The sequence below is a fragment of the Pseudomonas massiliensis genome, assembly GCF_000826105.1.
In the GTDB taxonomy this organism is placed as follows: Bacteria; Pseudomonadota; Gammaproteobacteria; order Pseudomonadales; family Pseudomonadaceae; genus Aquipseudomonas; species Aquipseudomonas massiliensis.
Window position 1 is genome coordinate 99957 of record NZ_CCYK01000002.1, and the last position, 24285, is coordinate 124241.

Here is a 24285-nt window from a genome sequence, read left to right on the forward strand (position 1 = left end):
AACATCGCACCGGGCGCAATCGCCCGGCGTGCTTGATTGAAAAATGTGTAGGCCGCTGACGGTTTCACACCAAGGGCGCTGCCCTTGTCATCCCGCAACGGCCGCGTTGACCTCGGGAGCGCGGGGTGATGAAGCCACCCCACACTCCTCGGTAAGCCTTTTCTGGTCGGGGTGCCGTCAAGTGTTCGCTTCGCCCGTGCTTCCGTTCGCCGCGACCATGGAGCGCGTCACGACGAGCCGGGAGCGCGGCACCTGACGTGGCCAGTTCCGCGGTGGTTGGTGGGTGAGGGACGGCTAGCGGCTGAACACGAATTCCAGCTTGGCTTCGTGGTTGAGCTTCAACGCGGCGTCGAACGACTTGCCGGTTTTCTTGCTGTGAAAGCCTTTCAGCACGCCGGTCTTGCCCTTGGTCAGCAGCGTTTCGATCTGGCCGGGGGTTAGCATCTTGCCGCTGACCTCCGGGTACAGCTTGAAGGCGCAACCACGACAGCCGATCACACGCGGCGTCACCGCCAGGTCAGTGCCGCACATGGGGCACTTGGCGTTCAATGCGACCGGGGCCGGCTTGGCGGTGCCTTGCACGTTGCCTAGGTCTACGTCTTTCACCTGGTCGGCAATGAAGCGCTCAAGCTCGTCCAGGAAGGCGTCTACGGTGAGCTCGCCGGCCTCGATCATCTGTTGCTGTTCGTGCCAGAGCGCGGTCATATCCGGCGTGGTAGCAATCGCCGGCAACGCGGCGATGAACTCCAGGCCCAGCGGTGTGGGGATCAGCTTTTTCTTCTCCACCGCGTAAAAACCGCGTTCCTGAAGCTTGGCCAGCATCGCGGCGCGGGTCGCCGGCGTACCGATCCCGCCGTTTTCGCCTTTCTTGCCCTGGTCGCGGGCGATCAGCAGCTGCTTGATGCGTGGGTCTTTCACATACTTGGCCACGCGCTGTAGATCCTTGAGCAACGTCGCTTCCGTGTACAGCGGCAGGGGCTTGGTCTTCTCCTTGGCCACCGTGATGCCGTCGCAGCGTCCCGTGTCGCCGGCCTTCAGTGCCGCCAGGGCATCGAATGGACTAACGGCGTCCACGTCCTGGCCGTCCTGGCCGTCCTCGTCGTCTTCGCGCTCTTCGGCCATCTGCGCGGTCCAGCCAGGGTGGGTCACTTGGGTGGAGCGGGCCACGAAGGTATGGCCGCCCACATCAAACCGCGCTTCGGCACTCAGGTAGCGCTTCTCCGGCAGGAACTGGGCGACGTAGCGTTTCACGATGGCCAGGTACACGGCGCGTTCATCCGCGCTCAGCTGCTCCAGGTTGATCTTCACCGCCGTGGGAATGATCGCGGTGTGGGCCGACACCTTGCTGTCATCGAAGGCGCGGCTTTTACGCTCGGGTTTCACCTCGGCAAACATCCCGGCCAGGTCCGGCAGGGCCTGGCGCAGCAGGCTCAGGGTCTGCGGGGCTTCGGCAAACTGGTCGCTGGACAGGTAGCTGCAATCGGAGCGGTTGTAGGTGATGGCCTTGTATTTCTCACGCAGCGACTGGGTGAGGGCCAGGGCCTTTTCGGCATCAATGCCGTGGGCCTTGCTCATGTACACCTGAAGGTCCAGCAGCGCGAACGGCAACGGTGCCGGCGTCTGTTTTTCCTCCACGCGGGCCTCGATCACGCTGGTAGGTTTGAGCCTGCAGGCGTCGGCTACCTGGTTGGCGTAACCCTCCTCGATGATCCGGTTCTTGTCGTCCACCGGGGCATCTGCGGCTACCACCAGGCGCGCCTGGGCGCGATGGCCATCAAAAGCGAGGCTGGCCGCGACGGTGTAGTAAAACGCGCTGGCGTGGTGCTTGTTGGCCAGGTAGCGGTTCACGATCAGTCCCAGGATCGGGGTTTGCACGCGGCCAACCGACAGCACGCCTTTGACGCCTTTGGCCTGGCCGGCCAGGGTGCAGGCGCGGGTCATGTTGAAGCCGTACAGCTGGTCGCCAATGCTGCGGGCCAGCGCCTTTTGATACAGGCCGAAGAACTCGCGATTATCGCGCAGGCCCGCCAGGGCCTTGCGGGCGGCGTTGGCGTTGAGGTCGTTGATCAGGATGCGTTTGACCGGCACGGTGTTGCCGAAATGCTCCAGGACCTCGTCCACCAGGAGCTGGCCTTCGTCGTCCGGATCGCCGGCGTGGACGATTTCCGAGGCGCGGCCGATCAGCTGCTGGACTACCTTCAGCTGGGCCTGGGTGCGCGCAATCGGCTGGTACTTGGCCGGGCGCAGCTTCAGCGGCAGGTCGGCCAGGTTCCAGGCTTTGTAGGCGGGGTTATGGGCCTCGGGCGGGGCCAGTTCGAGCAAGTGACCGACGCACCAGGTCACGATGTCGTTGCTGCCACACTCGAAATAGCCATCCTTGCGGATGACCGTGCCCAGCGCTTCGGCAATGACCTGGCCCAGCGCGGGCTTTTCCGCGATAAATACGCGCATGGTGTTCTCCGTGTATTGGCCAGGGCTTAGCCCCGGACGGTGCCGAACTTGGCGTTGATCTGTTGGGTGTAGCTGCGGTCAGCACCGGGGCAGCTGTTGAGGTAGTTCAAGCGCGCCGTGGCCGTCTTGCTCCATTTGATGTTGCCGTGCTTCTTCACCAGGATGCTGAAGTAGTCCCGTTCGGCGCTGCTGCACGCGCTGCCACCGCTGTTGCCGGTGAACCTGCCGAACATGCACAGCACCGATTTGCAGGCGTCGCCGGCGAAGGCTTGAGGACTGCCTAGCAGGCAAGCGACGAAGACGGCACACACCAGTTTTTGGCCGCGACCAGGCACGGCGTTGCCTTCGGCCTGACTTGGGGGGTCAGCCGCGTGTACGGATGTTTTCATGGAGGGAATTCCTGAAGGCGCAGGGTGCGCCGGTCGATCAGAGGGGCGTTTCAGCGTGCTCAACGGCCTCTGCAGGGGGTGAATCTGCCGCGGTGGCCTCAGCTGTCCTGGGGCTCCAGCGCTGCTCTTGCTCGGCGCGCAGCGGCTGCTCGTCCGACAGGGCCACTTTGGCTTCGATCGTGCGCACCGGCACGGTCAGCGCGTCGATCTTCGACGCGTCTCCGATCGGCAGCGGCGGCGGCGTCATGTTGGCCCGTGACTTGAACACCTCTTCCTCATAAAAGAAGATTTTGCGCGACAGCACCTTGATCGGCTCCGTTTGCTTGGTGCCCTGGATGAAAATCAGCTGCTTGTCATAGGGCAGCTCATTCACTTCCTGAGGCAGCATCAGGGGCCGCGCCTGCTCGCTGTAGCTGTCCGTCTGTCCCCGGTTGTTCATGTCCCGCTTGTTGAACGACTGGTTCTGTACGCGCACGGTGGTGTTGCCCAGGCGCTTGCTGTACTCCTCGGCCAGTTTGATGTCGCCGGGGGCGAACACGATTTCGTTGTGAATCGCCTTCATGATGCCGTTGGCCGCTTCCTCGCCGTAGGTGGCCCGGATCTGGTCCTTGCCCTGGAAAATCAGGAAGAACCGCAGGCCGGCGCCTCGCGTCAGTGCCGGCGCCGTTTCCATGATTTCCATGCGGCCCATGATGGCGAACTCATCCATCATCAAGGCCAGCTGATACTTGAGCCGAAGCGTGCCATCCGCACAGTGGCCACCCTGCTCGGGCAGTACCTTGGAATTGAGCCGGATCGCCTGGGTGAAAAACAGGTTCATCAGCGGCCCGTATTTTTTCAACGAACCTTCCGTCACGCTGAAGTAGATGGTGGTTTTCTCCTCGCGGGCCTTGGCAAAGTCGATGTCATCGCCCGATACGGCCCATGCCACGGTCTTCTCGGCGTAGACCGACAGCACGTCACGCACGATATCGACGGTGGTAGACCAACCGCTGCTCTTGTTCTTCGACGCTTCCAGCACGCCGTTCAGTTCGCGCAGCGTTTCGACGCTCAGCCGATTCGGCCCGCCGCTTCGCTGCTCGATCACTTGGTGAGCCCACACACCGATGCCGGTCCCCAGCGCACCGATTTCATACGCCTGGGGCAGCGAACAGGGCATTTCCGGGGTTTCCATCAGGTACAGCAGGATGGCGGTAAAGACGTTGCCGGCCTTGTTGTACCACTCCTGGTTCTTCGGGTTGTCCGAGACGAACAGCACGCGGGCCAGGGTACGAATCTCCCCCAGCCGGTACAACGGATCGCGGCTGATGGCGCTGATAGGGTTCCAGCGGTGCGTCTCCAGGCGCTCCGGCGAAAAGCGGAACACCTTGTGGCCAGCGGCGGCGCGAAAGCCCGAGGTGATGTCCCAGTTTTCGAATTTGGGGTCGTTGACCACCATCGAATCGGGGTAGCTCAGCAGGTTGGGGATCACGGCCCCGACGCCTTTACCCGTGCCGGGCGGCGCAGCCAACATCACGAACTGTTGCCCGTAGCTGGCCAGAAAAGTGTCCTTGGTCGGGTGCTTGCCCAGCAGGAAGGCCGGGTATTCCTCAATCCGCTTTTGCGGATTCGAGGGGCTGATGGGTTTGGCTTTGGCCATGAATTGGCCCTCCAGGTACTCGTCAGATGGGCCAGCCTTACTTGCTGGTGTTCTTGTATTCGCCAGCGTACTCGAACTGGCGAAGCTCGCGGTTGTTGGCAAAGCGCGCATCGCCGTGCAGCGTGGTTTTGGGCTTGAGCCGGAAGAAAACAGCCAGCAGCGCGGCGCCGGCTGGCAGGAAGGTCAGGCCGGCAGTGACGCACCAGGACCAGGGCAGGTACAGCACACGTTTGTCATTCCAGGGGATGGTCCGGGCTTGCCAGAGTGTGTCCCAGGACAGACCAGCCAGCGGCATATGGTTCAGGTGCAGGAACAGCGCGCCGCCGGCGTACAGGCCGATCACAAAACACACGGCCATCAGGAACAGAATGGACAGCGAGACTTTCCACCACATACACGCCTCCTAGGCGACTTGACGGCGCTTGCCATTGAGCAAGGCCAGCTTGTGTTCGGGCTCGTAATGCACTTCCTCGATGTAGGTGCCCTCCATGTACACCACGACATCAAACGAGGTGCGTACCAGGCGCTCGATGTACTCGTAATCAAGGCCCTTGCCGACCTCCGATTGCTTCACCAGCCCGCACACGCGGGCAAAGCCTTCTTCGCTGCTGTTGGCGTGCGCGGTGGTCACGGTGCCCTTGGTGCCGGTGTTCAGGATCTCGATGAAGTGCCATACCTCGTCACCGGTCAGCTCAGCCAGGAACAGGTGGTCAGGCTTCATCCGTAGCGAACTGGCCACCAGCGCCTTGGGCATCACCACATGGCCATAAAACAGGTGCACATGGTTGGGGTGAAGGGGCAGTTGCAGTTCGCTGATTTCTTGGATGGTGAGCATCCGCCGACCGCTGGGGAACAGGTCCATCAGCGACTTGCCGTAAGTGGTTTTGCCCGAACCGGGTCCGCCAAACACGATGATGTTTTGGCGGTTGGCCACGGCCAGTTCCATGAGCCGGTCCCAATCACCGACCGCGTGTGCGTCCTGCATCTGCCGCTGCCAGGTTTGCAGCTCGTTCACGGGTGCGGAGATGGCTTTGGCCCGGTCGTAGCGGCCACTGTTGACGTAATCCTTGTGGGTGAACCGCTGCAAGGAAGGCTTACGGAACGTCATCGAAAGCGTGCCCTTTTCACACGCTGGGGCCATCACGATCTGGCCGCGCTCGCCGCCCGGTAGCTCGACTGTGTGAATCGGTGTGTGCGGCGACAGAACACGAAAATTCAAGGCGCACAGGGCGTTGGCCAGCCTCCAACACAGGGTATAGGTGAGCCACGGCGCGTCTTCCCGTGTCCAGCCGTTGGGGCCGTCTACCCAGATTTCAAAAGGACGGTTGATCGCCACGTCCGTGGTGCCTGGACGGTTCAACCGCTCGGTCACGCCGGACTGGTCCAGGAAGTCTTGAACCAAGGTGTCTTCGGTCAATCCTTGGGGTTCGTCAGGTAGCACTAGCGTTGTCATGCAGCCTCCTTAGCGGTTCTCGAAAACCGGCGAAAAGTCGATGTCGCGGGCGACGATGACGGTGATTACCGTGCCCGGCAGGACATGCGCGGTGTCTGGAATGTTGATGGTGCTGTCCAGCGCCTTGTTGGCCATGCTCTCCACGTTCTGCTCGCTGTTGTTCACCGTGTAGCCGCTTGAGCTTTGCTGCGTGCTGTTGGCCGCGGCCTGGAGCGCGTCCTGGATGAACGACAGCATCACCGCACCGCCGTAGCGCTGGAGGTAGTGGTGATCGATCCACGCTTCGGTGCCGCTGGCCCCCAGGGGGCCGGCGCCCAGGCTGTTGATCTGGGCACGCGCACCGGATTGGGTTTCGATTTCGGTCCAGGTGGTGAACACGCTGGATTGACCGCGACCGACCTGTACCCGCTGCTCGCCGGTGAGCTTGTCGCCGGCGTCGGCGATCACCGTGCTGCCATCGGCCGAATACAGCGGCTCGGTCAGGCGGCAATCGACCATGCCCGGATGGGTCGAGATGATTTCCGTGTACAGCGCGCAGCGGGTGTAGGTGTTGTGCGTGACCAGGTACTTGCGCGGCGGGGCCAGGTACGCCTTGGCGGACGCGAAGCCCGTCCCGCCGAGGTCGCTCAAACTGCCGCGTGTCCCCGATGACGCATCACCGCCTAGGGGGCCGCCTGAGCCTAACGAGCCACCAGAGCCGGATTGACCATCAGCCAAGAGCGACGGCGGTCGAGGCGACTGCTCGCCGCCTTGCGACGGTTGCGAGCTGCCAACGGCGCCATTGGCAGGGCCTTCGTCCGACTGCACGAACATGGCCGGGTCCAGCTTGCGTTGCCTGGCCGTGATCACCGGTGGCTGAGCCTTGTTGCTGGCTCCAGGTGCGGCCTGAGCGGCCGGCGCCTGGGGTGGCTGCTCCGGGTTCGTCTTGGCTTGCTGCTCGCGGGCCTGGCGCTCGCGTTCGGCGCGGGCCTTGCGTTCCTCCTCGGCAGCCTCGGCGCGCAGCTTGGCCATCTTGGCTTGCCGCATGCTGTCGTCTTCACCCTGATTGACGTCCAGGGTGGCGTCCCTTTTGACGTGGGTTTCGTCCACCTTGGTGCTGCCCTGCTTCATCTTTGAGATAACCACGGTCCAGACACCAGCGACGATGACCAGGAACAGCACGGCCATCAGAGCGATACCCAGGTAAAGCCGCTTCTTGTCCGCTGTCACCGCCTTGCGCTGGGTACGCACGTCAAACGCGCCGCGTGCCTGGCTGCTGGCTGCGTCCGGCACGGCGGGCCCGATGCTGTCTGGCCCGGGCGAATGATCCGGGGCCTGGGTGTCGTCATTGTTCTGCATGTTTAAGCTCCCGAATCTCGCCGGTCGTGGTCCCGTTGAAGTTGTACCCGGTGTCTATCGGGGTCTTGGGTCGAGCCTCCACGACCATCTTGTTCAGGCGGAACCGGAACAGCTGGCTGACGCCATGCACCACGACCACGTTTTGCTCGTTGTGGGTGTTGGCCAGGGTCTCGGTGCCATCGGGCAGCACCTGGTACAGCACGGGGCGCGGGCCGCTGCCATTGAAGCGGAAGCAGGTCAGCATCCCGTTGTCCCAGCCTTCTGCCGGGGCAATGGAGCGGCTGGTGTTGTCCGAGCGACGCTGGTAAGGGCCGTTCTGTACAGGGCCAGCGCAGGGGTTGCCAGGGTCACGGCGCACCGCTGCGGGCTTCTTGGGCGCTTCGGGGTAGGTAAAGCGCAGCGCGTAGGTCATGTCCTCGGTACGCTTGACCATCTTCAGTTCCAGCAGATAGGTATGCCGGTTGGTGTTGATGACCAGGTTGGTGTCGGGCTGAAGGTCCGTGATGAGCTTGATCGACACCAGGTTGCCAGCCTTGTTGGGGCCAATGGCCCAGGCCCTGGGATCGCCCGAGGCCATCAAGCCGGAGTCCTCATTGATGGTTTCATTGGGCGGAAACTGAACCAGCGTGGTGCGACCTATCGCGGTCTGCACGCGGTACACGTTGTCGGGGCTGTACACGGCAGTCTGCACGCGCTTATCCAGCGGTGAACCATTGCCCATGATTTCGGCCTGGGCCAAGGGGCCGCACGTCAGGAGCAGCGCGGCGGCGACGCTGCTCGCAACCTTCGATCTACTTGTCATGCGGCACCCCCATTTCCTGGGTCATGGTGTACGCCTTCACGCCGAAACCTCGGGCGTTCAGCCATTGATCGCCGGCCTTTTTGGTCGGGTTCTTGTAGTCGTAGGTGACGGTCGCGATCCAGGTGGCCGGGTCCAGCTGGGGATCAGGCACACCGTTGCGGTCCAGGACAGTTTTGGTCATGCGCACCTGGGCGGTGCCCTTGCCGTCCTTGCGGTCCAGGAAGCTGATGTTGGTCACGTCCGTGCGGATCTGGCGGTTCAGGCCCAGCACCGACAGGTAGCCCTTGGACGACAGCTGGAAGTTGCGGTAGTCCGCAAAGGTCGCGTCGTAGGACATCAACTTGACCATGCTGAAATTGGCGTCGTTGCTGGAAAAGTTGTAGCTCTCCCGAAACCGCACATAGCTGGCCAGCCAGAATTCGTCGTCGATCTGCTCGGGGGCCTTGGCCTTGCTGACGGGCTGAACCACGTCAGTGAAGCCCGAATTGTTGTCCACCCGCACCAGGTAGGTTTCCACGGTCTTGAGCGGGGTCAGGCCGATCACGGCACCGACCGACATAAAAGCCAGCGCGCCGAACACATAGTTCAGGCGGGTGGCCCGTTTGGCCTTGGCGCGCTCATCAGCGGCGATGTTCTTCTCGAAATACCGCGCCGCATGGAGGTATGCCTGCTCGGCCAGGCTGATGTCCTGTGCGGTCGCAGCATCGAGGCTGGTACGGGCGGCCAGCTGCCGCTCCTGCCCGATCACGTCCTGCTTTGACTTGCGTAGCTTCATCATAAAATCACCTAAAACCTGGGCTCGAACACGCGCTGCGCGGGGATCAGTTCGCGGAGCATTTGGAATCGCTGGGTGGGGTTACTGCGGGGGCCTCCGGGACTGGCGAAGCGGCAACCGGACGCGGTTTGCGCTTGGCGGGCTTGCGCACGGTGAGCGGCGGCGCTTCAGGCGCGGCGCTGGCCACCGGCTGCTCCAGTTCTGCCAGGGGCGGCGGCACAGGGGCCGCAATCGCGGCCTGTCGGGGGGTCGGTACGTGGGTAAAGGGCATGTCCTCCCAGTCGCCCGAAGGCTCCGAAAGCTTGGGTGCAGAGCCACAGCCCGTCAGCAGGACAGCCGAAAGCAGCCCGCTCAAAGCAAGTTTGAAGTTCATGATGGATACCTGGTGGAAGCGAGGGGTGGAGCGAAAGCGGGAGAGGTGACCGATTAGAGCGCTGTTTTATCTAATGTTGTTTTGTCCAAATCCTTTAATTTTCCCAAATAGATTTTTTGCCCCCCTAGCACCGTTCATCGCAGCCTGAATTCCAGTGCCTTTTTTCAGCATACCAAATATGCCGTTGGTAGAAACTGGCGCCCCTCCCATCACCGTTGCTGCATATCCAGGTAGCTCAGTAGCCAAGACAGTAAAGCAGGCGAAGTAAATTAGTAGTGATATATTACCCTTCAGGCTGGTATCAATAACCCCGTTTTTTATAATTACTGTATTTATGAAAGACAGCTCTAATCCCAAAACAATTGAAAAAAGAACCTGAGTTAACATAAAACCAGACAATATTGAGATCCACCCCCAAAACCATTGTCTGGTCTGGTTAAAAAGCGCAAAGGCTATAAATAGTGGACCCAAAGCCAGAAAGACAGTCGTTACGATCTTTAACGTAATCAGGCTTCCCACTGCCACCAATATAAACGGGATACCGGCCACAAGGAATATTACAACAGCTTGGATTCCAAGATAGACATCCGAAAAGCTAGTGGAAAACAAATCGAAATCCATAGCTTTGGTTAGTTTGACAAGGGAATCAACATAGTCTCCGACTAGTGCATCAACCTGATTTATTTGCTCTCCTTCATGGCCGCTTAACACACCGCCCATCCAAGACGGAAAACCAGTAACAAAGGGCACGATCGTTTGAACATACCAGGATACATTCCAGGCCAGCCCTGCAATGACCGCCACCTTGGCGATTTCAATGACTACCTCTTGAAAGGCTACTGTCATTCCCTGATATAGCCAAAAAATGCTTTTCAGGGTGAAATGAAGTAGCCAAAAGGTGCCGAACAATGCCGACACCCCAAGCATGACGTTTGTCATATCTGATAGCAGTGTACTTTGCAGGCTGGAATCAATCGCATCGTAAAGAGTTTGCGTTACGTCGAATTCCATTTAATCACCCATCTAGTTGACCCTGATATAGTCGCCATCTTTAAAGTAAATATGTCCATCTTGCAGCCTGAAACTTAATGGCCCTCCTCCTACGATTGTCAGCACGCTATCTGACTCAATTTTTGCTTCTATCTTTTTAGTGTGGTACTCATTGAGCTGAGGGCTATTATAAGTAAAATCTACGTGGTAGATATCACCATCTTTTTTAAGCAACAGTTTTGATGGTTTCTCGCTGTTTTTCTGAACCCACTCACCTTCAAATCCATTCCCGGAGGGCCCGCTGCAGCCGGATACAAAAGCAATCACGCAAGGCAAGATAAATTTACTAACTTTCATAATCACTCCTGATCTATATCTATTCCTGATTAGGTATCACGGTTGTTTTACCTAACATATAGTCTTGAAAATCCTGAGCCCGCTTTTGGCTATCAAGCTTTTCTTGTTGCTGTTGAAGCATTTGCATGTTCGCCAATCGCATTTGCTGATTTTGCTGTTCCAGCAGTTCTTGCTGGTAGCGCAACTGGAGGTCTTCTTTCTGCTGCGGGGTTTGGACTTCATTGAGCTTGGCGCGCAGCTGCTCGGCGTTGCTGACCCGCTCCGTAGTGGCCTTATAATTGCGCTCCAGTGCATCCATTGCTGACAACATCCGATCAAACTTGGCCTGAACGCTGGCATTATCAGAGGTCAGGCCGTATCGGTCACGCAAACTCGCAATATTCTGCGCCGTGTCGTAAACATCGGACCATTCGCCCAAGGGCAACACCTTGTTCACGGAGGGGTTATCCAGGAAGGCCCCTAGCTTGTCGTTGCCAGTGACGATGCTCTTGTAGTTGTTGTATTGCTGCTCGACCTGACGGATACCGTCCTTGGCGGTGCTGAGGGCATCCAGAGCCTGCTTGGCCTGGGCCACGGCGTTACTTTCAAGGATCGCGGCGGTAACCGCATCCAGGGTGGGAACGCCAGTGACCGCTTGGGCGGGTACTACGTTGGCCAGCAGAACCGCGCTCAACGCGCAGGCAATCGCATGCTTCTTCATGACAGGGCCTCGGTGTGTTGGTGTTCCTGGGCGGCTTTCCACGCCGTCTGGAAGGCGGGCATCCAGCATTCGGCGTCCCGCGTGTTCAGGCTCTTGCACAGCCGCTCGGCCTGCTCGAAGGCCGGTATCCACTCGGCGGGGTCTTCGGTGTTGAGCCACTGGCGCACCGCCTCGGCCACCAGGAACGGCGCTACCCATACCTTGGGGTCGGTGGTGTTCAGGTGCTTGCGCACGCGCTCGGCCACGGCCAGGTTCTTTTGGGTGGCGGACAGCAGCGGCAACCAGTATTTGAGCGCGCCGGTCAGCTCCATTTTCAGCTTCACCGTCTGGTGGCCTTGCTGCACTACCATTTCCCGGCTCAGCGGCTGCATGTCCTTGACGGCCTCGAACACCTTGCCGGTGACGCCGAATTTCTCGTAGCTCTCTGCCTGGGCTTTCTGGTTGGGTAGCCATACCGGGGTGACCACTTGCTGAATGATCGCCGGCGCATACGGCGTGTTCAGGGCCTGCTCGGGGTACTGGGTATCCATCATCAGGATTTCACCGCGCATCCGGCCGCTCTGGAGCACTTCCTGAATGGCGTCCGCCGTGCTTTTGAACGACAGCGGCACCCAGTACTCGGCCATCACGTTGACCAGCAACGAGCCAGGCCGCGCCTGGTGCATCTCGCGCTTCATGTAGAACAGCACGTTCAACAACACCTCCAGCACCTCGGGGTGCTTCTCGGCGTACTCCTTTTTCAGCAGCTGCGTGCAATCGAAGGCCAGGCGCCGGTAGCTGTGCGCGTCGAAGCGATTGGTGGGCGAGTCCAGCACCCAGGCGTATTGCCCTTCCCGGCTCCCGGCCAGGCGGCACCACTTCGAAAGGCGCGTGTGCAGGCAGTTGCCGCCTCGGTGCGTGATGTTTTGCAGCAGCAGCGACATGCCGCGGTAACCCACGTTGCTGTGCTGCATGACGGCCTCGACCGAATCCTTGATTTCGTCCTGTTCCTCGTCGCTGGTCTTGTCTTTGCCGCCGGCGCAGGCCAGCACCAAGTCGAGCAGCATCTGGCGAAGCCCTGCGCTGTCGCGGAACTGGAACGGGTTCACGCCGGTGAAGTGCCCAGGCTGCAAGGTGTAGTACTGGGTATCCAGCGCACCCAGCAGGTTTTTCAGCGACTCGTTGTAGTCGATGCAGAAAATCATCGGATTGAAGCGGCTGAGGAACGTCAGCACCGTGGCCTCTGCCGTGGTTTTGCCGACGCCGGTTTGCCCGGTGAAGGCCGCGTGACCGGGCAGCAACTCGCCCAGGTTGTTCTGGCCGGGCGGGCTGTCGTGCAGGTTCAGCAGGTACAGCGCCTTGTTCACGGTCAGCAACGGCATCAGGCCGGTGCCGTCGCCGATAGGATTGCCCTTGGCCTTGCCGGTCGGCGTGGCGTGCAAGGAAAAGCCGCAGGCCAGGTTCTCGGTGGACTTGATCATGGGGTACAGCGCCTCGGTCGCACCGGGAAACTGCGTGTACCAGGTGTCGATGTTGCTCATGGTGGAGCGCACGAACGTGGCGTCATGAACTGCAAACACCGACGCCATTTTCGAGCCGTTCTCTATAGCCGCGTCCGGTGTCTTGCCGAACACGATCAGGGAGGCGTAATAGCGTCCGAACGCCTTATCCCCGAGGGTGATCGCCTCGATGGCGTTTTCCAGCTCCAGCGATTGCTTGGACTCCTTTTCCACGGAGCCCAGGTCCGCAATGTGCCGCTTGAATTTGCCCTTGGCTGCGTTGCGGTCCTCGAACAGAAACGACTGCACCAGGGTGAACTCGAATTGCTGCTCGATGGCCTCGTCCCACATGCCCGGATAGCTGGAACCGGGGTAGTCGCGCAGGTCGTAGGTCGTGGCGAAGCGCTGGCCGCCCCGGTTGGGCCGGTTCTCGATAAAGTCGTACTGCGCAAAGCTAGTCACGCTGTCGATCACCGCGTCACCCAGTCGGGTGTCGCTGACCAGGATGTCTTTTTCATGGCCGTTGAACAGCAGGCTGTAGTAGCGGCCCATCTGCGAAAATAGCGCGCCGTGCGCGTTCTCCTCGATCCCCATGATGGCCGGGTCATAGTCGGCCAGCATGGTTTCGCTGAGCGTCAGGAGCTCGCTCATGCGCTGAATGCCCTCGTCTACCTCGCGGTATTTGAGAATCAGCGCGATGCTGTAGCCGACCTGGTAGAAGGTGCCGTCCCGAAACGGGGCGGTGTAGGTGTCCACAAAATCCTGCAAGGCCGGCAGCGGTAGCGTGTACTGCGAATCCAGTTCGATGCCGGTCTTGGTGATGTAGGTCTGCAGCATCAGGTTTTTGCCTTCCTTCTTGCCCATGGCCAGAAAGAAGCGGTTGAGCTTGTGAAACAGCCCAATGAGTTCGTCATTGCTGCGCGTTTCGTGTGACACGCCCTTGAGCCGGATCAGGCTGACCAGGCGATTACCGGGCAGCGTCACCATGTGTTCGTGAACCGGGTACCGCAGCAGCGGCACTTTCACCTCGGGGGGCATAACGCTTCTGTGAAAATCGCGCGCCATAGAATTCACTCCATTGCGGGTTGAACGGGGTCAGCAACAACGGCTTGCCGTAGTTCAGGCCCAGCTTCAGGCGCCGTAGCCCAAACCGGATACGGCGCAGGTACTGGGGATCAATGAGGCCGACAACCCTCAAGGCGATGAGGGCGATGAGAAAGGGCGCGGCGGCGATCAGCCCCCACACCCAGGACAGCAGGGTGGTCGCGGCAATGCCGCACACCAGTCCCCCCATCAGGAGCCCCACCATCGGCATGATGGGAATGCTCCAGAACATCGCGGGCCGGCTCATCCCGTTGTAGCTTTCGAAGGTCAGTTGCTTGAGTGCTTCGTTACCGGCCATAAGCGCTCCTGGTCAGGCCGGCTCGCCGGTGCCGAAGACCTGCCAGGCCGCAGCGCCCAGCACCATGGTGCCGCCGACGACGACCAGGACACCGACTTGTTGCAGGTAGTCCATGAAGGTGTGGGACCGGTCACCTGTGGAGCGGGCAATCATCCACTGGATGCCGGACCACATCAGGCAACCCAGGCCCAGGGTGCCGCCCAGGGCGTACAGGGCCAGCCGGATATTGGTGCCCCAGGTCTGCAACGTCTCTTGCCAGTCAGCCGAGGCAAAGCCCGGCATACAGGCCACGGCTACCAGCAGAATGCACAGCTCGGTTTTGTTGGGGACAAGGCTTCGCTTGGTCATCATTGATCTTCCTTAACGGTCGGGGAGGTTTCTTGCGGGGTTGATGCGGGAACAGCGGAAACAGCGGGTGGAGCAGAAACCGGGGCGGGCGGCGGATAGCGTGGGTACTGTCGAAGCACGTCCCAGCTTTCGTACACCGGCTGCACGGCGGTAACGGGTTCGGCGGTTGCGCGCTGTCTTTGGCGCGGCGCTAGCTCGGCTGTACCCCCTTCCAGGGCCGGCACGGTGATGTCTGCGTTGGCCAGCACACGTTGAACGTGACTACTGCCGCCGAAGTCGGCTTCGGCCTGGAAGCCGCGTGTTAGGTTGCCGCTGTAGTAGCAGGAGATGGCCTTGCGCAAGGCCCCTTGCGGGTCAGGGTCGGCTTCAGCGGCGGCGGTGTAGCAGTCCTGCAGAAGCTGCGCGGTCATGCGCAGGTTGGTGCAAGGCTCGAACATGGTTTCGGGGTGGCTGACATCGAAATGCTGCCGGTTGATCTGGCCCAGGCCGATGCTGAAGTTGGCGCCCTCCCCTACCAGCTTTTTCACCGTCAACACCGCTTCATCCAGGCTTTGCGGCTGACGCGGCAAGGCTCCGCCCACGACTCCAATAGCCCAGGGATTGAAGGAGGATTCTGTTTTGACGATGGGGGTAAGCGTGGCGGGGTGTATCGAGGGGGCGCATTGCATAGCCAGGGCCAGAAAGGCACTGGTGGTGAGCATTGTGGTTTTTTCCTTTGCTGCGAGGAGGGAGAGATTTCCCAAATGGCCTATTAGAGGACATTTGGGAAACCCCTCTCAATCCAGAAGAACTGGGAATCGAGAGGAGCTACATAATTGACTTCGACCGCGACCGTCTGTCCGCCGAATAACTCGTTTGGGGCTTTACGCTGCGCACCCTGGGCCAGTTGCCAACCCTCTGAGCCGTCGAGGCCGACTCATCGCTGCCTTGGAAAGGCCGGTGTCTATCCGGCAGGATTCTGCGTTATCCGCAGAACCAAGGCTGCATTATGCGCAGAGTATATTCTGCGTCAAGTGCAAATTGGAGCCAAAAAAAGCCCGCTAGGCGGGCTTAGTGTTGAATGAGGGGATGGGGAGGCTGGCTGCTAGCCAGGCAAAGGCTACAAACCAGACATTTTCGCGTCTACCACACGCCCGATGAAGCGGCAGTTACCGTCAATCTCAATGGTTCTGTATTTGTCATTAAGTGGTCGCAGGTATCGATAACCCGCGTCCTCCACGTATTGCTTAAACGTCTTGTCGCCTGAATCCAGCATTTCGACTACGTAGTATTTGCCGTTGATTACGTCTGCGTCAGGTTTCACCAGAATCAGGCATCCTTCAGGAAAACTCGGATTCCCTGTGCAGGTCATGGAGTGGCCATTTACGGTCAGCCAGTATGCTCCCCGACCAGCATTTTCTGTTGATTCAATCATCCTATGATCTTCTCCGATGTTCCCAGGCGTATCAGTAAACGCTCCTGCTTCAACCCAGCTTATCAAGGGGAATTCGCGAGGCTCACGCCCAGGCTGGCGCGCGCCTGATACGTTGTTGGGGTCTGAGTAAAGTACTGTTTCCATTTGCTGCTGCGCGGTGAGCTGGATGTCGAGCGCAGCCATGATGAGCTTCAGCTTTTCAGGCGTGGTGCCCTGCAAACCGCGTTCAAGTCTTGATAGGTTTCCTGAATCAGAGCCAATACGGTAGGCGAGCTCTTCTAGCGAGAGCTTTTTCGCCTTGCGTGCGTTTCTTATGATCTGTCCTATGTCCATAGGCACGAATTTTCCGGCCCCGATGCGCTCCGCGCAAATTTATCTACGCAAATTTTGCTTGAATTGGCTATGCGCCAATCGCAGAATCGGCCTCACCTTCATTCAGGCTGTAGCTATGACACCGCTAAAAAAAGCAAGAATTGCTAGGGGTTGGACCCTTACAGAAGTCTCCGATCGTTTAGCTGCCGTTGGGGCGGACCGGACCGATACAGGCAATCTCTCTCGAATCGAGCGATGTGAGCAACGTGCGTCTGCGACATTAGCGGAGAACCTTTGCCGTGTTTTCGAGGGTGATATCTCTGAATTACACATCCTTTACCCTGAGCGCTACCGCACGGAGCAAACACTTGGGTAAGACAAATGCCGTATTTAGCGCTTAGTAGGCGGGGTCGATCTTGAAGGTGCGATACCGGGCTTAAGCTTGGCAGGTTCGAACAGGTGGTCGCCGCAACGGTTACTGCAACGACCTTCCGCAACCCTGCCGGTGGACTAGACCTGAAAACCTCCAGGCTGCGCTAGGGCAGCTTCTTTACCGTTTTCAGGCCCCGAGGCATCGATGGAAAGCAGCCATGGCTGCAATCAGACATGGCATACGCCTAAGGTACTTAGGCGCGTAGGCCGCTGATTTGATCTCCAACGACTCTGGATACTGGTCCTTGGAGCGTATTCTTTTCAATTGGTAATTGATAATTCATAATTACTAATTACTAATTAGCTTTGTAGCCGGCTCGCTCCAGTGCTTCCCGTATTAAAGCGCTGACCGTTCGAGAGCCTGAACCCGAGCGTTTGTTGTTGCGCACCGCATCCTCAAGCTGCTCGATCAGGTCAGGGGGTAAGCTAATTGAAAGCGGCTTCGCCTTCCTTGCCCCTTCCGAAGCTGACTTTTTCTCACCATAAGGTTTATCAGCGAGCAACCGTGCCAAAGCATCAGCCTCTTCGGCGGTTGCTGCGCTTCTCGCAGCAACCGCCTGACTTGGCTTCTTAAGCACCACGGCAGATCTCCTTCATCAGATCGTTTATTTCACTGGCTGCTTGCGCGTTGTCTCCCTCAAGAACAGATTTTCCGGAAGGAATGGAATCCTTGTACGCTTTGCGGTAGAAGCCCACCGCGTCCAAAGGCTTGATTTCCGGAAACTCCGATACGAATTCGAGAAACTCGCTCCTTTCTGTGTCACGCACGGAAGGATTCGTCGATGCCATTGAATGGTACGCATAGGCCTGTAGCCCAGGATTGAGATCTCTTACCCGGATTACCTGTTCTTGTAGCTCCCCAAGAGTATCCAAGTCGAGCTGGCTACATTGATGCGGGGCAATGATCAAGTCGGCTACGGTAGCCCCTGTAATCAGCTCTCGCGAATTTCGTCCTGCGACGTCAACGACTACATAGTCAAATTTTTCGCCCAAGGTACGCAATGTCGAACTGATATTATCCCTTTTCTCAATAAGGGTAATTTTTGGGTTGAGATCTGCCGCTTCGCGTTCTGCATACCATCTTGAAGCGCTTCGTTGCGGATCAGCGTCAAGCAAGCATACATCTTGCCCTTTCAAAGCAAGGGCGACTGACAGGTTAATCGCAGTGGTCGTCTTACCCGCCCCGCCCTTGTTGCAGCCTACGATCACAATCTTGCCCATAGCCGGATCCTTCACAATTAGTAATTCATATTTAACAATTGTGAATTTAAAGTCAAGCTTTTCTCCGTCTACGGTCCAAGCGTTCTCCTAGCGCACTGATTTATCTAGTTGATGCCCGGCTGTATGGGGGCTTCCCTACCGTCTAGATTTTCACACCAGGCACCATTCGGGGCGCTGTGGTCTGGATTGCAACGGCGCAAGTAGATACCTGCAATGGGGGCTATTGACGGACTGAGGGCCATGGTTGCTGCCTGTCCTTCCGGGGTCTCGCCTAATGCTTTGCGGCGCTTCATGCTCACCTACACGCTGCATTTACCCTGCTCTCCGATGCCAAGCGGAGCGCCATTTCCGCAAAATTACCTACCAACCATAGGACCCACTTTTGGTGTTCGCTACTCAGCTAGAGGAATGCGCTTAGGTCGTTCAATCCTGACCATAAGAGATTGCCGACAAGCCACGCCGTTGCCGCTTACACGCCCTTCCCGCCTAGCGTTTAGCCCGCCTCCCACCTATAGGTTGGTCATTACTAATTATTAATTAGCAATATAGGATTTTACTAAAGACGTCTGATTTATTGTTATTAATTGCTTTTTAACAATTATTAATCTGGGCTTCTGCGCTGCATGCTCCCTAGTCACGCACCTACGACCGTGCCGCCTGCAGCTAGGCGAAGCCCTACTAGGATACTTACCTAAGGCCCACCTACTGCTTGAGCCAGGTTAGCATCCTGGCTTTCAGTAGCAACCTAGTAATTACGATTTAATAATTATTAATTTCAGCTTTGCTTGCTTGCATGAACATTCGCAACGCGTATCGCAGCTCAGCCAGTCGAAATGAGGCGAGGTTTATTCATTACCCCATAGAGCCTCATGGACTTTCCGAGGAGCGCCGGACATCCGCTGAGATGTAGCGTGTTGTACCGTCCAAGCGCGAGTCGATGCTTTGCCGTTGAAGGGGGGAGGGTTAGGTACACCCACAAAATCCCGCAGTAGATCCATTGAGGAATACATCAAGGCGAGAAACAAGGGTAGCAAATTGTTAGTTATTAATTGTTAATTACTAATACCGTATGGTATTTTTACGCTTTACGTGGCCGCGTCCCTATCCCAACCCAACAGTATCAAGCAACACCTTGCATCCAAACTGGACGGGGGGTACCGCTTAGACCCTTAAAGCCACACGACTTGACCGGTTAGCTATGATAGGCCTCGATGGCGAGGCCAAAAGCAGAGACGATGAAAGCCGCGGGTGGAACGACTCCTTTCGATCATCTTCGAATCCTAGGCGGTTACTACAGATATCCACGGCCAAATCTGAGTTATTAATTGTCAGTTAATAATTATGAATTACTTTGGGGTAGCTTTGACAAGCGTGCAGGGTGGGCTGTCGGCTCAAGATTATGTGCCAGCTGTCACCGGCTAATATTTGGTAACCAGGGAAGAGACCAATGCTGGACAAAGTAATGAAAGCAATCTCGGCTGAGGAAGAAGCCGGAATCTCAGCAACGATGAATGACCCCTGCGTGCGCTATGCGCAGCGAGTCAGGTTCTTCTTCTATTCGTGCAGGGAATGCCTGGCCGGAAGCGCTAGCCCAGAGATGGCTCGCCGCTTGGATATGATTTTGACCTTGGCGATTCATCATCGGGAGGAATGGCACGATTGCTGTTGGCAGCTGCTGGTAGAAGCGGTTTTTCTGGATATGCTGCATCGGGACGATTGCGCCTTTTTCCTGGCCCAGCTGATGCTTTGCGTGCCAGGCCAGGAGGACAAACCTCCTGCACCTTCGGTTAGAAGGGTAGGGCAATCAAGAGTCTATTAAGTGCGATGCCTGGATGCTTCAATCGGCTGCCTGCTGCCAGGAACACCTGGAGCTATACCTTTATCTATAGCTTCAACCCAGCCGGTGATGGCCTCAGCATTGATGCTCAGCTTTCACGACCGACGGAGACGGCGCCGCCGCGCTGAGCGATGCCAGCATTCTCGTTATGCGCACGGATCAGTTTGTTCCGGGCCTGGACGTACTGATCAACTGGCAGGCCCTGCCGGTTGAGAGCTTCCATGGAAAGCTGAAAACTTTCCTCTGGCGTGTATGGTCGGGTCTCGGGCGCATTTGACGCGCACCCTGCCAGCGTAGCGGTTACTATCAATGAAGCCAGTATCGTCAGGCGTTTCATGGGTCCCTCCAGCTGCAGCGCATTGCGTTTTAAGAATGCATTTAGGCTAAGCCTGCAGACGCGCGAGCAGAAATCATTGGGTTTGATAGTGCCTATTACTGGCGGGGCAGCTCGAAGTTGAGCGGGGTTAAGACATGAAGGGGGGAATGACCTCAGGCATTAGGGTCAAGGTAGGATCTGGCGAGCATGTGCTCGCCAACCCTTCGTTCACTCGCACGTAAATGCATCCGCTCCGGCAATGCTGGGAATAGCGCAGCCAGCAGATAGTCGCTTTTGTCAGCCGATGACCGGATCAGCCTGATCACGGCAAAAGCCGGTACCTGGCCCACGCCATTAAGCCGATGACGGCTTCAGTACGGTGCTGTCGCTGCCCGCTTGTGCTTGCCATCTGTCCCGCCATTGGTCGCAGGGATGCTCTCTACAGATGACTGCCGAAATAGCAAAATGCGACCCTACAACGCCCACCGCCTCATATAACGCTTCCTTAATCAGCCCCCGCCGGTTGTTACGTATGCTGTGGATCATTGCCATAACTGGCCATAGCTACGCTTACCACCTTTTACAGCTCACTCTGGGCTGGGTGCCTGTAGCCCGGCTGCAACGAATGCGGTGATTTGCGACAGCAGTTCCTCAGAATCGGCCGGGTTGCATACCCCAGCAGCAAGTTGCTCCAAGCGATGTGTATCGGAAAAAGCATACATATAGGCCCCGATCATGAACGTCACCCGCCAATAGGCTTCACGCTCGGTCAGGTAGGGCTGGGCTTCAAGAAAGGCCGCCACGTAAGCTTTGGTAGAGGTGTCATAGGCCTCGTTGCGCAGTCTGTACGATATCTCTGGAGGTTCAGTGTGTAGGCGAGCCTGCAGGCGAATAAAGGCACGACCCCCTGGGGTCTGTCGCAGCGCTAAGGTGGGGCTTAGGAAGGCATGTACAATATGCTTGGCATCCAGAGGGCCCGATTGCTTAAGCGCCTGCAGTCGACTGGCTCGCTCTTCGGAAATGATCCGGCCACGGCGCAGAAACACTTCTTCAAACAGGCCATATTTGGAACCGAAATAATAGTTGATGAGGGCCTGCGTCACCTCAGCGAACGCCGCCACCTCACGTAGCGTGGTGCCGGCGTAACCATGGTCGGCGAAAATCAGCTCTGCCGCATCTATGATCTGTTCGCGGACATTGCTCGAACCTTCGGGCCGCCCCGGCTTGTTTTTTGGGACAGGTTTTACCCGCGGCGGAGGCACCCGCCGGCGGCCGTTCAAGGTTTGATTATCCATTGGGTTCCGTTAGTTACTAGGAATGCCACATTATATTAACCGACTCGGGTAAAACCTGTGTCAGCTCTATTCACATGCGCCTGCCGGGTGTCTTGGATTTGCTCGCCGCTGCTAACGTGGCGTCGGGGAAAAGCGGCTGAATCAAACATGCTTACTACACGCCCAATACCCGCACGTGCAGCCATAGGGTCCGCCCGACCTTGCGCTTGGATGAGAGCATCCGTATTGAGCCGGGACGCCGTCATGCCAGACACCCCATCCTTGCATTGAATAACGGCAAGCCTGCCTCATAGGAATCAGCACGTTTAATGTGCCTTTCTACATAAAGAAATGATCCACGACGAGGATCGTATAGATGCTCGAATCGCGGCGAACCGGTCCTTTGCAGGCTAATAATGTGGCCGCGGTAACGAGCTTATTGCGAGCATAAAGGCATCGGAATCCATAACCTCAGCATTCTTCTGCCCCATGTCGAAAAGGTTTGCTTCATGTGGTGCCAGCGCTCGGTCACCTACGCAGTCTCTCAATACCACGGGGCGGAACCCATGGGACATGGCATCCACTACGCTGGCGCGCACACATCCGCTTGTCACCGCACCGGCGACCACCAAGGTGCGGACGCCGCGCTGGGTCAGCCAAGCGGCCAGCCCTGTGCCGAAAAATGCCGAAGGAACGGTCTTGCGCACCACTAGTTCACCCTCCGCGGGTTCCAGTTGCGCCACGATTGCGCTGTTGTGGTCATGCTCCTTGAGGGTAAGCATGCTGGGCACCTTGAGGGAAAATATGTTGCTGTCGCTGCCGTTGTCGGCGAACACGATGCGGCTGTGAGCCACCGGCCAGCCGCGGGCACGGGCCTCGGCCAGCAGGGGAACCGTAGCCGCGATGGCCTGTGGAATATTGCCGCCGCCGAATACCGCCGGGTCCGCGAAACCGTTGACGAAATCGACGATAAGCAGGCCGATCTGCCCCTCGATGCCCATCCGCGCCCCAAAGCCCTGGCGTTCGTACACTGCTTGGTCTGCTTGCATGCTGAGTGTCCTCTGGTTGATGACGCGGGCAGGGTGGGCGTTATCGCCAGGCCCGCCCGCGTAAATGGTGATATCAGGCCGGGTTGCCGATCACCTTGCCGTCTTGCACGACCACCTGCCCATCCAGGGCTACGGTGCAGTTGCGCATGGGAATATCGATATGGCACGCCGTGACCCGGTCGCCTCCCGCCTCGTTGTTCGGGCCCATGGAAAACAGGAAATTACCTTCGAAGGCACGTGCGTCCATGCCGATGGTGGCCTCGCGATCCAGCAGCGACAGCGTCGACCAACGCGCACGCTGTTGCAGGCCCCAGCCAATATGGGACAGGGCGTAAGCTTCGGGGTCGTTAAACTCACCCATGTAGTCCTTGAGTAAGTCAGCGTCCAGGCCGCCTTCGATGGACGTGACGAAGCCATCGGCCACGGTCAAGGTGATGGGCTCGTTCACATAGCATTTTTGCGGCAGCAGTATGTCGCCCCGGTCCAGCACGATCCGGCCGTTGGCTTGCCGCTCATTGGGCCAGGTGAGGATGAAGCCGCTGGGCCAGTGATCCCAGCGGCCTGGCTCGTCCACGAAGCCATATTCCTTGATCGCCGGATACTCACCCAAGGGGCAGCGCAGGTCGGTACCGACCCTGGAGGTAACATGCATCTCCCGGGCACCTTCGAGCTGGGCGGCGGCCCGGCCTACCCGGGCACGGTCCGCCTCGGTCGGCACCAGGCGCGCCAGCACTTCCGGCGGTTCCACCGCCAGGAGGATCTTGGTGCCTGACTTGAGCACCTCGTGCTGTTCAGGGGAGAACAGCAGGGTCATCAGGTCCAGCACCAGGTCGCTCTCCTTGAGCGCGGCGATGGCGGCGCGGTTACCGGTGAGCGGAGTAGTGCCCAGGTAGGCGAGGCTGTCCCGGCTGTGGGCCTTCTCTCCGTTGACCGGCGGCAGGTCCAGGCGATTGACCCGTGCGCCAAGCCCGCTCGCGGCGATGATCGCGGTGCGCAAGGTCTGCGGATGGGTGGTGTCGCTGGTCAATACCGTGACAATGTCGCCGGCCTGGAGCCTGGAGAGCGTCAGCACCTGCTTCCAGGCGTTGATCAAGTCGATATCGCTGATAGCCATGGTGGTGCTCCTTTCAGACAGGTGTGCCGAGGAAACTGCCGAAGGCTTGGTAGAAACCCTCTTCGTCGTCCCACGGGATCATGTGGCCGGCGTTTTCCACGGTCACGAACGAGGCGTTGGGCGCCAGCTCGGCGATTTCCCTGACGTCCTGCGGCTGTACCACACCGCCGCGCCCGGCCAGCATGAACAGGGTGGGTACCCTCAGATGGGGCAGGTCCTGGTGGATGTCGTCCTCATGGAAGCCGTAGTAGCTCGCCTCGATGGCGCGCGGGTCGCAGGTATGCAGCCACTGGGCGCGCAGCTGCAGTTGCTGCTCCGTCCAGGTCGGGCAAAAGGCACGCATGTCGTCGGCGCTCATGCCTGCTTGCGCTTGCCGGATGGAATCGGTGTACCAGGCCAGCCCGCTAGGGTAGGGCCGACGGCCTGGGCCAGAGACAGGTGGGTCAACGATGACCAGGCGGTCCAGCCCGTCGGGGTTGAACTGCCGGGCCATGCGGATGGCGATGCGCCCACCCATCGAATGGCCGACCACGGCAAAGCGCGGCAGCTTGAGCGCCGCGGCCAGCGCGGCCACGTCTGCCGCTTGCGCGTCGAGGCTATAGTCCAGCTCCGGAGACGCCTGGGACAGGCCGCGGCCGCGCACGTCCAGCACATAGACATCGAAGTGGCGGCCGAGGCGCTCGGCGACGAAGCCCCAGGTCACCGCCGGGCTGGTGATGCCTGGGATGAGGATGACCGGCAGGCCGCGTCCGCCGTAGCGCAGGTAGTGCTGGCGGATCCCATTGGCTTGGACATTGGCACCGTACAGGTACTGACTCATG

At 58.8% G+C, this 24285-nt stretch carries 25 protein-coding genes; 1 reads left to right on the forward strand and 24 read right to left on the reverse strand.

Annotated features, from left to right (window positions below):
• Positions 1–294: 294 nt before the first annotated feature.
• The 19 genes from BN1188_RS00545 to BN1188_RS00640 form a co-directional block, all read right to left on the reverse strand.
• The gene (locus BN1188_RS00545) at positions 295–2451 is read right to left on the reverse strand and encodes a type IA DNA topoisomerase (protein WP_040259218.1); all 2157 of its coding nucleotides are present in this window, start codon (positions 2449–2451) and stop codon (positions 295–297) included.
• Between the two features lie 26 nt (positions 2452–2477).
• Positions 2478–2840: a TrbM/KikA/MpfK family conjugal transfer protein gene (locus tag BN1188_RS00550; protein WP_040259219.1), complete on the reverse strand. Its 363-nt coding sequence runs from the start codon at positions 2838–2840 to the stop codon at positions 2478–2480.
• Between the two features lie 37 nt (positions 2841–2877).
• Positions 2878–4479 carry a type IV secretory system conjugative DNA transfer family protein gene (locus tag BN1188_RS00555; protein ID WP_040259220.1) on the reverse strand — a complete coding sequence of 534 codons (1602 nt, stop codon included), beginning with the start codon at positions 4477–4479 and terminating at the stop codon, positions 2878–2880.
• Between the two features lie 37 nt (positions 4480–4516).
• Positions 4517–4873: a hypothetical protein gene (locus BN1188_RS00560; protein ID WP_040259221.1), complete on the reverse strand. Its 357-nt coding sequence runs from the start codon at positions 4871–4873 to the stop codon at positions 4517–4519.
• 9 nt (positions 4874–4882) lie between these two features.
• Positions 4883–5932 carry a P-type DNA transfer ATPase VirB11 gene (virB11, locus tag BN1188_RS00565; protein ID WP_040259222.1) on the reverse strand — a complete coding sequence of 350 codons (1050 nt, stop codon included), beginning with the start codon at positions 5930–5932 and terminating at the stop codon, positions 4883–4885.
• A 9-nt stretch (positions 5933–5941) separates the two neighbouring features.
• Positions 5942–7270 (reverse strand): TrbI/VirB10 family protein, encoded by a 1329-nt coding sequence (locus BN1188_RS00570; protein ID WP_040259223.1) that lies wholly within the window; start codon positions 7268–7270, stop codon positions 5942–5944.
• A complete protein-coding gene (locus BN1188_RS00575) occupies positions 7257–8072 on the reverse strand; it encodes a TrbG/VirB9 family P-type conjugative transfer protein (RefSeq protein WP_040259224.1) in 816 nt (271 codons plus the stop codon). Before BN1188_RS00575 ends, BN1188_RS00570 begins: the two co-directional genes overlap by 14 nt.
• Positions 8062–8850 carry a VirB8 family type IV secretion system protein gene (locus BN1188_RS00580; protein WP_084596109.1) on the reverse strand — a complete coding sequence of 263 codons (789 nt, stop codon included), beginning with the start codon at positions 8848–8850 and terminating at the stop codon, positions 8062–8064. Before BN1188_RS00580 ends, BN1188_RS00575 begins: the two co-directional genes overlap by 11 nt.
• A gap of 43 nt (positions 8851–8893) precedes the next feature.
• Positions 8894–9220, reverse strand: coding sequence for a hypothetical protein (locus BN1188_RS00585; RefSeq protein WP_040259225.1), 327 nt, complete (start codon positions 9218–9220; stop codon positions 8894–8896).
• Positions 9221–9286: 66 nt separating this feature from the next.
• Complete coding sequence (locus tag BN1188_RS00590; RefSeq protein WP_040259226.1) at positions 9287–10231, reverse strand: TrbL/VirB6 family protein; 945 nt, start codon at positions 10229–10231, stop codon at positions 9287–9289.
• Positions 10232–10243: 12 nt separating this feature from the next.
• The gene (locus BN1188_RS00595) at positions 10244–10567 is read right to left on the reverse strand and encodes a hypothetical protein (protein ID WP_040259227.1); all 324 of its coding nucleotides are present in this window, start codon (positions 10565–10567) and stop codon (positions 10244–10246) included.
• 19 nt (positions 10568–10586) lie between these two features.
• Positions 10587–11267: a P-type DNA transfer protein VirB5 gene (gene virB5, locus BN1188_RS00600; protein ID WP_040259228.1), complete on the reverse strand. Its 681-nt coding sequence runs from the start codon at positions 11265–11267 to the stop codon at positions 10587–10589.
• The gene (locus BN1188_RS00605; protein WP_040259229.1) at positions 11264–13732 is read right to left on the reverse strand and encodes a VirB4 family type IV secretion system protein; all 2469 of its coding nucleotides are present in this window, start codon (positions 13730–13732) and stop codon (positions 11264–11266) included. The genes virB5 and BN1188_RS00605 overlap by 4 nt, the downstream gene beginning before the upstream one ends.
• On the reverse strand, positions 13713–14147 hold the full coding sequence (locus tag BN1188_RS00610; RefSeq protein WP_040259230.1) for a VirB3 family type IV secretion system protein: 435 nt from the start codon (positions 14145–14147) through the stop codon (positions 13713–13715). The genes BN1188_RS00605 and BN1188_RS00610 overlap by 20 nt, the downstream gene beginning before the upstream one ends.
• 12 nt (positions 14148–14159) lie before the next feature.
• Entirely contained in the window at positions 14160–14498 is a 339-nt protein-coding gene (locus BN1188_RS00615) for a conjugal transfer protein (protein ID WP_232430878.1), read from the reverse strand.
• Entirely contained in the window at positions 14495–15196 is a 702-nt protein-coding gene (locus tag BN1188_RS00620) for a lytic transglycosylase domain-containing protein (RefSeq protein WP_040259232.1), read from the reverse strand. Before BN1188_RS00620 ends, BN1188_RS00615 begins: the two co-directional genes overlap by 4 nt.
• A gap of 398 nt (positions 15197–15594) precedes the next feature.
• Positions 15595–16242, reverse strand: a complete 648-nt coding sequence (locus tag BN1188_RS00625) for a helix-turn-helix domain-containing protein (RefSeq protein ID WP_040259233.1) — start codon at positions 16240–16242, stop codon at positions 15595–15597.
• A gap of 707 nt (positions 16243–16949) precedes the next feature.
• Entirely contained in the window at positions 16950–17234 is a 285-nt protein-coding gene (locus tag BN1188_RS00635; RefSeq protein ID WP_084596111.1) for a ribbon-helix-helix domain-containing protein, read from the reverse strand.
• Positions 17224–17874, reverse strand: coding sequence for an AAA family ATPase (locus BN1188_RS00640; protein ID WP_040259234.1), 651 nt, complete (start codon positions 17872–17874; stop codon positions 17224–17226). Before BN1188_RS00640 ends, BN1188_RS00635 begins: the two co-directional genes overlap by 11 nt.
• 1447 nt (positions 17875–19321) lie before the next feature.
• Here BN1188_RS00640 and BN1188_RS00645 point away from each other — a divergent pair.
• Positions 19322–19693, forward strand: coding sequence for a hypothetical protein (locus tag BN1188_RS00645; protein WP_040259235.1), 372 nt, complete (start codon positions 19322–19324; stop codon positions 19691–19693).
• A gap of 106 nt (positions 19694–19799) precedes the next feature.
• Here the strand turns inward: BN1188_RS00645 and BN1188_RS00650 are convergent, their stop codons facing one another.
• The 5 genes from BN1188_RS00650 to BN1188_RS00670 form a co-directional block, all read right to left on the reverse strand.
• Positions 19800–20048 (reverse strand): hypothetical protein, encoded by a 249-nt coding sequence (locus BN1188_RS00650; protein ID WP_040259236.1) that lies wholly within the window; start codon positions 20046–20048, stop codon positions 19800–19802.
• Positions 20049–20614: 566 nt separating this feature from the next.
• Complete coding sequence (locus tag BN1188_RS00655; RefSeq protein WP_052469091.1) at positions 20615–21322, reverse strand: TetR/AcrR family transcriptional regulator; 708 nt, start codon at positions 21320–21322, stop codon at positions 20615–20617.
• Positions 21323–21711: 389 nt separating this feature from the next.
• A complete protein-coding gene (locus BN1188_RS00660; protein WP_040259237.1) occupies positions 21712–22350 on the reverse strand; it encodes an N-carbamoylsarcosine amidohydrolase in 639 nt (212 codons plus the stop codon).
• Between the two features lie 73 nt (positions 22351–22423).
• Complete coding sequence (locus BN1188_RS00665) at positions 22424–23464, reverse strand: 2,5-dihydroxypyridine 5,6-dioxygenase NicX family protein (RefSeq protein WP_040259238.1); 1041 nt, start codon at positions 23462–23464, stop codon at positions 22424–22426.
• Positions 23465–23477: 13 nt separating this feature from the next.
• Entirely contained in the window at positions 23478–24284 is an 807-nt protein-coding gene (locus BN1188_RS00670; protein WP_040259239.1) for an alpha/beta fold hydrolase, read from the reverse strand.
• Position 24285 lies beyond the last annotated feature (1 nt).

What these genes read in the sequence shown, in the direction of transcription:
- BN1188_RS00580 (WP_084596109.1), bottom strand. Translation starts at nt 8,850, where the DNA reads ATGATGAAGCTACGCAAGTCAAAGCAGGACGTGATCGGGCAGGAGCGG.
- BN1188_RS00575 (WP_040259224.1), bottom strand. Translation starts at nt 8,072, where the DNA reads ATGACAAGTAGATCGAAGGTTGCGAGCAGCGTCGCCGCCGCGCTGCTC.
- BN1188_RS00640 (WP_040259234.1), bottom strand. Translation starts at nt 17,874, where the DNA reads ATGGGCAAGATTGTGATCGTAGGCTGCAACAAGGGCGGGGCGGGTAAG.
- BN1188_RS00620 (WP_040259232.1), bottom strand. Translation starts at nt 15,196, where the DNA reads ATGCTCACCACCAGTGCCTTTCTGGCCCTGGCTATGCAATGCGCCCCC.
- BN1188_RS00585 (WP_040259225.1), bottom strand. Translation starts at nt 9,220, where the DNA reads ATGAACTTCAAACTTGCTTTGAGCGGGCTGCTTTCGGCTGTCCTGCTG.
- BN1188_RS00550 (WP_040259219.1), bottom strand. Translation starts at nt 2,840, where the DNA reads ATGAAAACATCCGTACACGCGGCTGACCCCCCAAGTCAGGCCGAAGGC.
- BN1188_RS00645 (WP_040259235.1), top strand. Translation starts at nt 19,322, where the DNA reads ATGCTGGACAAAGTAATGAAAGCAATCTCGGCTGAGGAAGAAGCCGGA.
- virB5 (WP_040259228.1), bottom strand. Translation starts at nt 11,267, where the DNA reads ATGAAGAAGCATGCGATTGCCTGCGCGTTGAGCGCGGTTCTGCTGGCC.
- BN1188_RS00615 (WP_232430878.1), bottom strand. Translation starts at nt 14,498, where the DNA reads ATGATGACCAAGCGAAGCCTTGTCCCCAACAAAACCGAGCTGTGCATT.
- BN1188_RS00670 (WP_040259239.1), bottom strand. Translation starts at nt 24,284, where the DNA reads ATGAGTCAGTACCTGTACGGTGCCAATGTCCAAGCCAATGGGATCCGC.
- BN1188_RS00595 (WP_040259227.1), bottom strand. Translation starts at nt 10,567, where the DNA reads ATGAAAGTTAGTAAATTTATCTTGCCTTGCGTGATTGCTTTTGTATCC.
- BN1188_RS00545 (WP_040259218.1), bottom strand. Translation starts at nt 2,451, where the DNA reads ATGCGCGTATTTATCGCGGAAAAGCCCGCGCTGGGCCAGGTCATTGCC.
- BN1188_RS00555 (WP_040259220.1), bottom strand. Translation starts at nt 4,479, where the DNA reads ATGGCCAAAGCCAAACCCATCAGCCCCTCGAATCCGCAAAAGCGGATT.
- BN1188_RS00610 (WP_040259230.1), bottom strand. Translation starts at nt 14,147, where the DNA reads ATGGCCGGTAACGAAGCACTCAAGCAACTGACCTTCGAAAGCTACAAC.
- BN1188_RS00625 (WP_040259233.1), bottom strand. Translation starts at nt 16,242, where the DNA reads ATGGACATAGGACAGATCATAAGAAACGCACGCAAGGCGAAAAAGCTC.
- BN1188_RS00660 (WP_040259237.1), bottom strand. Translation starts at nt 22,350, where the DNA reads ATGCAAGCAGACCAAGCAGTGTACGAACGCCAGGGCTTTGGGGCGCGG.
- BN1188_RS00590 (WP_040259226.1), bottom strand. Translation starts at nt 10,231, where the DNA reads ATGGAATTCGACGTAACGCAAACTCTTTACGATGCGATTGATTCCAGC.
- BN1188_RS00665 (WP_040259238.1), bottom strand. Translation starts at nt 23,464, where the DNA reads ATGGCTATCAGCGATATCGACTTGATCAACGCCTGGAAGCAGGTGCTG.
- BN1188_RS00560 (WP_040259221.1), bottom strand. Translation starts at nt 4,873, where the DNA reads ATGTGGTGGAAAGTCTCGCTGTCCATTCTGTTCCTGATGGCCGTGTGT.
- BN1188_RS00655 (WP_052469091.1), bottom strand. Translation starts at nt 21,322, where the DNA reads ATGGATAATCAAACCTTGAACGGCCGCCGGCGGGTGCCTCCGCCGCGG.
- BN1188_RS00650 (WP_040259236.1), bottom strand. Translation starts at nt 20,048, where the DNA reads ATGAAACGCCTGACGATACTGGCTTCATTGATAGTAACCGCTACGCTG.
- BN1188_RS00605 (WP_040259229.1), bottom strand. Translation starts at nt 13,732, where the DNA reads ATGGTGACGCTGCCCGGTAATCGCCTGGTCAGCCTGATCCGGCTCAAG.
- virB11 (WP_040259222.1), bottom strand. Translation starts at nt 5,932, where the DNA reads ATGACAACGCTAGTGCTACCTGACGAACCCCAAGGATTGACCGAAGAC.
- BN1188_RS00570 (WP_040259223.1), bottom strand. Translation starts at nt 7,270, where the DNA reads ATGCAGAACAATGACGACACCCAGGCCCCGGATCATTCGCCCGGGCCA.